Below are 7,526 nucleotides of genomic sequence, written 5' to 3' on the forward strand. Positions count from 1 at the left end.
GAACTCCGCCGTCCCCGCCACGGACCAGGTCCCACCACCGGTGGTCCTCGTCCCGCGCGGTGGCGCGTGGGGTGAGCGGGTGGCAGCGGCCGCCCGCGAGCGCGGGCTCGAGCCCGTGGTCGTGCCGCTGATCGCGACCGAGCCGCCGGCAGACACAGCAGCCCTCGACCGTGCGGTCCGACGTCTGGTCGCGTCCCGCCCGGACGGGAGGCCCTCCTCGCCGTCCGCGGGCACTGACCGGCCCGACGGGGCCGGGTACACCTGGCTCGTGGTGACCAGTGCGACGGCCGTGACCGTGCTCGCCGGACGGGTGCCGAGCCTCCCGTCCGGGCTGTTGGTGGCAGCGGTCGGTGAGCCGACCGCCCGTGCCGCCCGTGTTGCCGGGTGGTCCGTCGAGCTGGTGCCGCAGGACGCCTCGGCCGCTGCGCTCGTCGCTGCCCTGCCGGCGACCGACGGCACGGTCCTGTTCCCGCGCTCGGAGATCGCTGCGCCGACGCTCGTCGACGGCCTGCGCTCCCGTGGCATCGACGTCGACGACGTGGAGGCGTACCGTACCGTGGGGACCGGCGACGAGCCGGTCGCCCTCGACCCGGCACCCGACGCGGTGCTCGTGACGAGCGGCAGTGTCGCCCGCGAGATCGCCCGCCGGATGACCCCGCTCGACCCCAGGACCCTCGTGGCCTGCATCGGTCCCGGCACCGCCACCGACGCCCGGTCTGCCGGTCTGCCGGTCCACGTGGTCGCACCGACCAGGTCCGCCGAAGCCCTCCTCGACGCCGTCGTCGAGGCACTGCACCAACCCGCCCCCCATCAGGAAGGTCACCCGTGACTGGACGCTTCCCGCAGGTCCGCCCCCGACGACTGCGTGCCACCCCCGCCATGCGACGACTCGTCGCCGAGACCCGGCTGCACCCGGCCGAGCTCGTGCTGCCGATGTTCATCCGCGAGGGCGCCACCGACGCCGTCGACATCTCGAGCATGCCGGGCGTGCAGCAGCACTCGCTCGACTCGTTCCGGCGGGCGCTCGTCGGTGCAGCGGAGCAGGGCGTCGGCGGGGTCAACCTGTTCGGCGTGCCGGTCACGAAGGACGCGGACGGCTCCGGCGCGACCGACCCGGACGGCATCCTCAACGTCGCCATCCGCGTCGCTCGGCAAGAAGTGGGGGACGCCCTCGTCGTGCAGTCCGACCTGTGCCTCGACGAGTTCACCGACCACGGGCACTGCGGCGTGCTGGCGGCCGACGGCTCCGTCGACAACGACGCCACGTTGCTGCGCTACCGCGACATGGCGGTCGCCCAGGCCGAGGCGGGCGCCGAGCTCGTCTGCATGAGCGGCATGATGGACGGCCAGATCGCCGCCGCGCGCGACGCCCTCGACACCGCCGGGCACTCCGGCACCGCCCTGCTCGCGTACGCCGCCAAGTACGCGTCGGCGTTCTACGGCCCCTTCCGCGAGGCCGTGTCCTCCTCGCTCGTGGGGGACCGCCGGACGTACCAGATCGACGCCGCCAACGGTCGACAGGGGCTGCGCGAGGTCGCACTCGACGTCGACGAGGGCGCGGACATCGTCATGGTGAAGCCCGCGATGAGCTACCTCGACGTCCTCGCCGAGACCGCGGCGACCTCGCCCGTGCCGGTGTGGGCGTACCAGATCTCCGGCGAGTACGCGATGATCACCGCGGCCGCCCAGAACGGCTGGATCGACCGTGACGCCGCCGCGATGGAGTCGCTCGTCGGCATCAAGCGTGCCGGCGCCGACGCGATCCTGACCTACTTCGCCGTGGACATCGCGCGGAAGCTCAACGAGGAAGCGGGCCTCCGCACCTCCGGCAGCACCGCGGACGTCGCCGGCATCGCCTCGACCGGGAAGGCCCCCGAATGACCACGGCACCGACCACGAACGGCCAGCTCTTCAGCCGGGCCAAGAACAGCATCCCGGGCGGCGTGAACTCGCCGGTCCGTGCGTACGGCTCGGTCGGCGGCACCCCCCGCTTCCTCGTCTCCGCGAAGGGTGCGTACGTCACCGACGCCGAGGGCCGCGAGTACGTGGACCTCGTCGCCTCGTGGGGTCCCGCGATCCTCGGGCACGCGCACCCCGGCACCGTCGAGGCCGTGCAGCAGGCCGCCGCGCGCGGGCTGTCCTTCGGGGCGTCGACGCCGGGGGAGACCGAGCTCGCCGAACTCGTGAAGCAGCGGGTGTCGGTCGACGGCGACGGCCCCATCGAGAAGCTCCGCATGGTGTCCACCGGTACCGAGGCCACGATGACGGCGATCCGTCTCGCCCGCGGCTACACCGGCCGTGACCTCCTGGTGAAGTTCGCCGGGCACTACCACGGTCACTCCGACTCGCTGCTGGCCGAGGCCGGCTCGGGCGTCGCGACGCTCGCGATGCCGGGCAGCGCTGGCATCACCGCCGAGACGGCCGCGCAGACGCTCGTGCTGCCGTACAACGACCTCGACGCCGTCCGTGCCGCGTTCGACACCCACTCCGAGCGCATCGCCGCCGTCATCGTCGAGAGCGCCGCCGCCAACATGGGCGTCCTGGCGCCCGACCGCGGCTTCAACCGCGAGCTGGCCCGGATCACGCAGGCGCAGGGCGCGCTGCTCATCGTCGACGAGGTGCTGACCGGCTTCCGTGTCGGTGCGGCCGGCTGGTGGGGCCTCGAGGCCTCGAAGGTCGTCCCCGACGGTGCCGGGTGGAAGCCCGACCTGATCACGTTCGGCAAGGTCATCGGCGGCGGCATGCCCCTCGCCGCACTCGGCGGGCGTCGCGAGGTCATGGACTTCCTCGCCCCGCTCGGCCCCGTCTACCAGGCGGGCACCCTGTCCGGGAACCCGATCGCGGTCGCCGCGGGCATCGCGACGCTCCGGGCCGCGACGCCGGAGGTCTACGCACACCTCGACCGCACCGCGGCGACCATCGCGGCGGCGACGAGCGAGGCACTCGCCGCCGAGGGTGTCGCCCACAGCGTGCAGCGTGCCGGCAACCTGTTCTCGTTCGCGTTCTCCGAGCAGGCACCGCGCAACTACGACGACGTCCGCGCGCAGGACGTCTGGCGGTACGCGCCGTTCTTCCACGCCATGCTCGACGCCGGGGTGACCCTGCCGCCGAGTGTGTTCGAGGCGTGGTTCGTCACCGCGGCCCATGACGAGCGTGCCGTCGGGCGGGTGCTCGACGCGCTGCCGGCTGCGGCGAAGGCAGCGGCGGCCGCGACGGTCTGACGCGGGGGGCGGGCGCGGGCGGGCGCGCGCGGGCGTTTCGCCGGGACGCCCGCGTCGCGCCCGTGCATGCTGGCAAGACACCGGTGTCTTGCAGAGACGCCGCCGATGTCCGCGGCGCGTTGCCGAGACACCGGTGTTTCACGCCACTTGGGCGGCCCGGGCCACATCCAGACGGGGGTGTCTCGGGTGGGACGGTCCTGTCTGCGCCGAGACGCCGGTGTCTCGGGAGGCGGGTTCACCGAGACGCCGGTGTCTGGTTGAGACGCCGCCGAGGCATCGAGACGCCGCCGAAATCTGCGGCGTCTCGGCGTTGGCGGGGCGTCTCGTCGAGACACCGGCGTCTCGATGCACTCGGGCGGGCGCGAGCGCATCGAGACGGGGGCGTCTCGTCTGTGACGGCCCTGTCGGCGCCGAGACACCGGCGTCTCGAGAAGCGGGTGCGCCAAGACACCGGTGTCTGGTTGAGACGCCGCCGGAATCCGCGGCGTCTTGCGGAGACACCGGTGTTTCGCGGACTGTCGGCGTCCGGCACCGCGTCGAGACGGGGGCGTCTCACGCCTCGCGCGACGGCCGGGAGGCTCCTCCCGGCTCCGCAGCGCGGCGCGCGTGCCAGCGGCCCTCGCTGCGCACGATGGCGAGGGGGAAGTCGAACGCGTGGGACACCGCCGAGGAGGTGATGACCTCGTCCGCTGGACCCTGCGCCACCGCGGCGCCGTCCCGCAGCAGGAGTGCGTGCGAGGTCGAGGTCGGCAGGTCCTCGAGGTGGTGGGTGACCATCACGCTCCCGAGCTCGGGGTGCCGCTGACGGAGGGCGTCGACGGTGTCGAGCAGGTGCTCGCGGGCGGCGACGTCGAGCCCGGTCGCGGGTTCGTCGAGCAGCAGCAGCTCGGGCTCCGCCATCAGCGCCCGGGCGATGAGCGCACGACCCCGTTCCCCCTGCGACAGCACCGGCCAGCGGGCATCGCTCCGCGCGGAGAGCCCGACGTCGGCGATGTGCTGTTCGGCGCGCTCGACCTGGTCGTCCGTGGGGGTCCACCGCGTCATCAGGTCCGTCGTGCCCGTCAGCCCGGTGAGCACGGTCTCGCGGACGGTCAGCGGCGAGAGCATGCGGTGGCGCGGGTCGACGTGCCCGATGCGCTCGCGGAGCGCCCGGACGTCGACCCGGCCCAGGCGGTTCCCGAGGATCTCGACGGTGCCGGCGGAGGGGTGCCCGGTGGCGCCGAGCACGGCGAGCAGGGTCGACTTGCCGGCACCGTTCGGCCCGAGGAGCGCCCAGTGCTCCCCGCGCCGGACGGTCAGGTCGATGTGGTGCAGCAGGTCACGGCCCGAGCGCGTCACGCGGACACCCTCGGTGTGCAGGAGGACGGAGTTCACCGTCCCATCGTCGCCCATCCGGAGACCCACCCGGTCCCCGTCCCGGCCCCCGTCGCGGGTGTCAGGCCCGCGCGGCGCGGAGCGTCTGCAGGTGGTCGTCCAGCGTGCGGGCGAGGGCGCGGATCACGGCAGCGGCCGCTTCGCCGTCGCGCGCGGTGACGGCGGCACGCAGCGGGTCGAGCGCCTGCTTGACGTCCCAGAAGACGAACTCCTCGGCGGTCAGCGCGAGGAACTGCACGCGTGGGACGAGGGAGCCCGTGAAGGTCTCGAGCAACGCGTTGTCGGTCGCGCGCACGAGCAGGACCAGCAGGGCGGTGAGGTCGCGGTTGACCGCGCGGTCCTCGGCCTCGGCGTGCGAGCGCAGGTCCTCGATGATCCCCAGCGCGGCCTTCTCGCCGGCGGCGTCGAGCTTCGGGACGCCCCAGCGGGCACCGAGCTCGGCGAACCCGAGCATCACCTGGAGTGCGTCGTCGAACTGCTTCGCAGACGGAGTGGCGATGCGCGTGTAGCGGTTCGCCTCCATGTCGACGAGGCCGTAGTCGACGAGCTTCGCGATCGCCTCACGGATCGGCGTGCGGCTGACGCCGAGCCAGCGGACGAGCTCGTCGTCGTTGAGCCGCTCACCCGCCTGGAGCGTGCCGTCCTGGATCGCGGCGAGCATCTTCTCGAGCACCACGTCGCGGAGCAGCTTGCGCGGGGAGTTCTCGACGGTCGACTTGGGTACCGGCATTCCGGACTCCTCACGTGACGGACGGTCTTGTATCCCACATCCTAACGAGGCATTCGGCAAACGCTTGCAATAACACCCGCCGTGGGGCTCACCGACGAACGTCGACGATCGCCCGACCGTGGACGGCGCCGGCCAGGACGTCCGGTCCGAGGGCGATCGCGTCCTCGAGCCCGACCGTCCGGGTGACCCGTGCGAGCAGCCGCGGGTCGAGCTCGGCGGCGAGCAGGTCCCACGCCTGCCGACGGAGTGCAGCGGGGGCGTCGACCGAGTTGATCCCGAGCAGGGAGACCCCGCGCAGGATGAACGGCAGCACGGTGGTCGGCAGCTGCACGTCCTGCGCCAGCCCACACGCCGTCACCGCTCCACCCCACCGGGTCGACGCCAGCAGGTTGGCCAGGGTCGCCCCGCCGACGCTGTCCACGGCACCCGCCCACACGGCCTTCTGCATCGGTTTGCCCGGCTCGCTGATCGAGGCACGGTCGATGACGTCCGTCGCGCCGAGCTCCCGCAGGGACGCCCGGTTCGTCAACCGTCCGGTCGAGGCGGTCACCGCGTACCCACGTGCTGCGAGCAGCGGGATCGCGACCGAGCCCACACCACCGGACGCCCCGGTCACGACGACCGGGCCGTCGGTCGGGGTCACGAAGCGTGCGAGCGCCACCACGCTCAGCGCAGCCGTGAAGCCCGCCGTGCCGATGGCGGCCGCGAAGTCGTCGGACACGGCGTCGGGGAGCACCACGAGCGACGCCGCGGGGACGACCGCCTGCGAGGTCCAGCCGCCGTGCCGGGTCTCGCCCGCACCGGCACCGTTGAGGGTGACCCGGTCGCCGATCGCGACGTCGTGCACACCCGGTCCGACGGCGGCGACCGTGCCGACCACGTCCACGCCGGGCACCAGCGGGTCGATCCGCGCGACGCCGGGGTCCCCTGCGAGCGCGAGACCGTCCTTGTAGTTCACGCTCGAGTACGTGACGTCGACCAGGGCCTCGCCCTCGCCGGGGTCGGGGACGTCGACCTCGGTGACGGTCGGGGCGGCGGAACGGGAGACGAGGACGGCGCGGCTCATGCGCCGGACGCTACCCCGAGCCTCCCGACCGGGTACGACGGCGACCACCGACGCGACGGCGACCGCCGACGCGACGGCGACCGCCGACGCGACGGCGCACCCGACCCGACGGCGGACGCCGACGCGACGGCGCACCCGACGTCAGCCGAACAGGATCGCGGCCTCGTCGAAGCGCGACTGCGGCACGGTCTTCAGCTCGCCGAGCGCGTCCTCGAACGACACGTGCACGATCTCGGTCCCGCGCAGCGCGACCATGCGGCCCCAGCGCTGCTCGACCACGGAGTCGACGGCGGCGAGCCCGAGCCGCGTCGAGAGCACCCGGTCGTAGGCGGTGGGCGTGCCGCCACGCTGGATGTGGCCCAGGGTCGTGGCCCGGGTCTCGATGCCGGTCATCTCCTCGATGAGCGGCGCGAGGCGCTCGCCGATCCCCCCGAGCCGCGGTCGGCCGAAGGCGTCGAGGCCGCGCTCCGAGTGCGCGTTGTCCTCGTGGTCGGGGACGAAGCCCTCGGCGACGACGACGAGCGGCGCGCGTCCGCGGTCGTAGGCGGAACGGACCCACGACGCGATCTGGTCGAGCGACGTCTTCTGCTCGGGGATCAGGATCGCGTGCGCCCCGGCGGCCATGCCCGACTGCAGCGCGATCCACCCGACGTGCCGGCCCATCACCTCGGCGACCATGCAGCGCGAGTGCGACTCGCCGGTGGTGCGGAGGCGGTCCATGGCCTCGGTCGCGATCTCCACCGCGGTGTCGAAGCCGAACGTGTAGTCCGTCGCGCCGAGGTCGTTGTCGACGGTCTTCGGCACGCCGACGATCTTCAGTCCCGCGTCCGTCAGGCGCTTCGCTGCGGCCAGGGTGCCCTCGCCGCCGATCGCGATGATGGCGTCGATGCCGTGCCGGGTGAGCACGCGCTCGATGTTCTCGACGCCGCCGTTCGGGCCCTCGAAGGGGTTCGTGCGGCTGGTGCCGAGGATCGTCCCGCCCTGCTTGGCGATGCCCTGGATGTCCTTGCGGCCGAGCGGGACGATGTCGCCCTCGACGACACCGCGCCAGCCGTCCCGGAAGCCCACGAACTCGTACCCGTGGATCGCGATGCCCTTGAGGACCGCAGCCCGGATGACGGCGTTGAGACCGGGG

The 7,526-nt window shown here is 73.3% G+C and carries 7 protein-coding genes; 3 read left to right on the forward strand and 4 right to left on the reverse strand.

What is annotated here, in order from left to right; all coding sequences use genetic code 11:
* The first annotated feature begins 79 nt into the window (after positions 1-79).
* Genes OXR63_RS15770 through hemL form a run of 3 tightly spaced genes read left to right on the forward strand, consistent with a single transcriptional unit; the run spans position 80 to position 3,221 of the window.
* Positions 80-829 (forward strand): uroporphyrinogen-III synthase, encoded by a 750-nt coding sequence (locus OXR63_RS15770; RefSeq protein ID WP_267424762.1) that lies wholly within the window; start codon positions 80-82, stop codon positions 827-829.
* Positions 826-1,881 (forward strand): porphobilinogen synthase, encoded by a 1,056-nt coding sequence (gene hemB / locus OXR63_RS15775; RefSeq protein ID WP_267424765.1) that lies wholly within the window; start codon positions 826-828, stop codon positions 1,879-1,881. Before OXR63_RS15770 ends, hemB begins: the two co-directional genes overlap by 4 nt.
* Positions 1,878-3,221: a glutamate-1-semialdehyde 2,1-aminomutase gene (hemL, locus tag OXR63_RS15780; protein WP_267424768.1), complete on the forward strand. Its 1,344-nt coding sequence runs from the start codon at positions 1,878-1,880 to the stop codon at positions 3,219-3,221. The genes hemB and hemL overlap by 4 nt, the downstream gene beginning before the upstream one ends.
* Before the next feature lie 552 nt (positions 3,222-3,773).
* On the opposite strand, the gene OXR63_RS15785 is transcribed toward hemL, so the two are convergent.
* The 4 genes from OXR63_RS15785 to OXR63_RS15800 all read right to left on the reverse strand — a co-directional run.
* Positions 3,774-4,595, reverse strand: coding sequence for an ABC transporter ATP-binding protein (locus OXR63_RS15785; protein ID WP_267424770.1), 822 nt, complete (start codon positions 4,593-4,595; stop codon positions 3,774-3,776).
* 61 nt (positions 4,596-4,656) lie between these two features.
* Complete coding sequence (locus tag OXR63_RS15790; RefSeq protein WP_267424772.1) at positions 4,657-5,325, reverse strand: GntR family transcriptional regulator; 669 nt, start codon at positions 5,323-5,325, stop codon at positions 4,657-4,659.
* A gap of 88 nt (positions 5,326-5,413) precedes the next feature.
* A complete protein-coding gene (locus OXR63_RS15795; RefSeq protein ID WP_267424774.1) occupies positions 5,414-6,391 on the reverse strand; it encodes an acrylyl-CoA reductase family protein in 978 nt (325 codons plus the stop codon).
* Positions 6,392-6,532: 141 nt separating this feature from the next.
* A partial coding sequence (locus OXR63_RS15800; protein ID WP_267424776.1) for a 6-phosphofructokinase occupies positions 6,533-7,526 on the reverse strand: 994 nt, incomplete at its 5' end.

It is taken from the genome of Curtobacterium sp. GC_Cur_3, from assembly GCF_026544205.1.
In the GTDB taxonomy this organism is placed as follows: Bacteria; Actinomycetota; Actinomycetes; order Actinomycetales; family Microbacteriaceae; genus Curtobacterium.

Excerpts from the sequence above, each read along its gene's own strand:
- hemL (WP_267424768.1), top strand. The coding sequence starts at position 1,878 with ATGACCACGGCACCGACCACGAACGGCCAGCTCTTCAGCCGGGCCAAG.
- OXR63_RS15795 (WP_267424774.1), bottom strand. The coding sequence starts at position 6,391 with ATGAGCCGCGCCGTCCTCGTCTCCCGTTCCGCCGCCCCGACCGTCACC.
- OXR63_RS15790 (WP_267424772.1), bottom strand. The coding sequence starts at position 5,325 with ATGCCGGTACCCAAGTCGACCGTCGAGAACTCCCCGCGCAAGCTGCTC.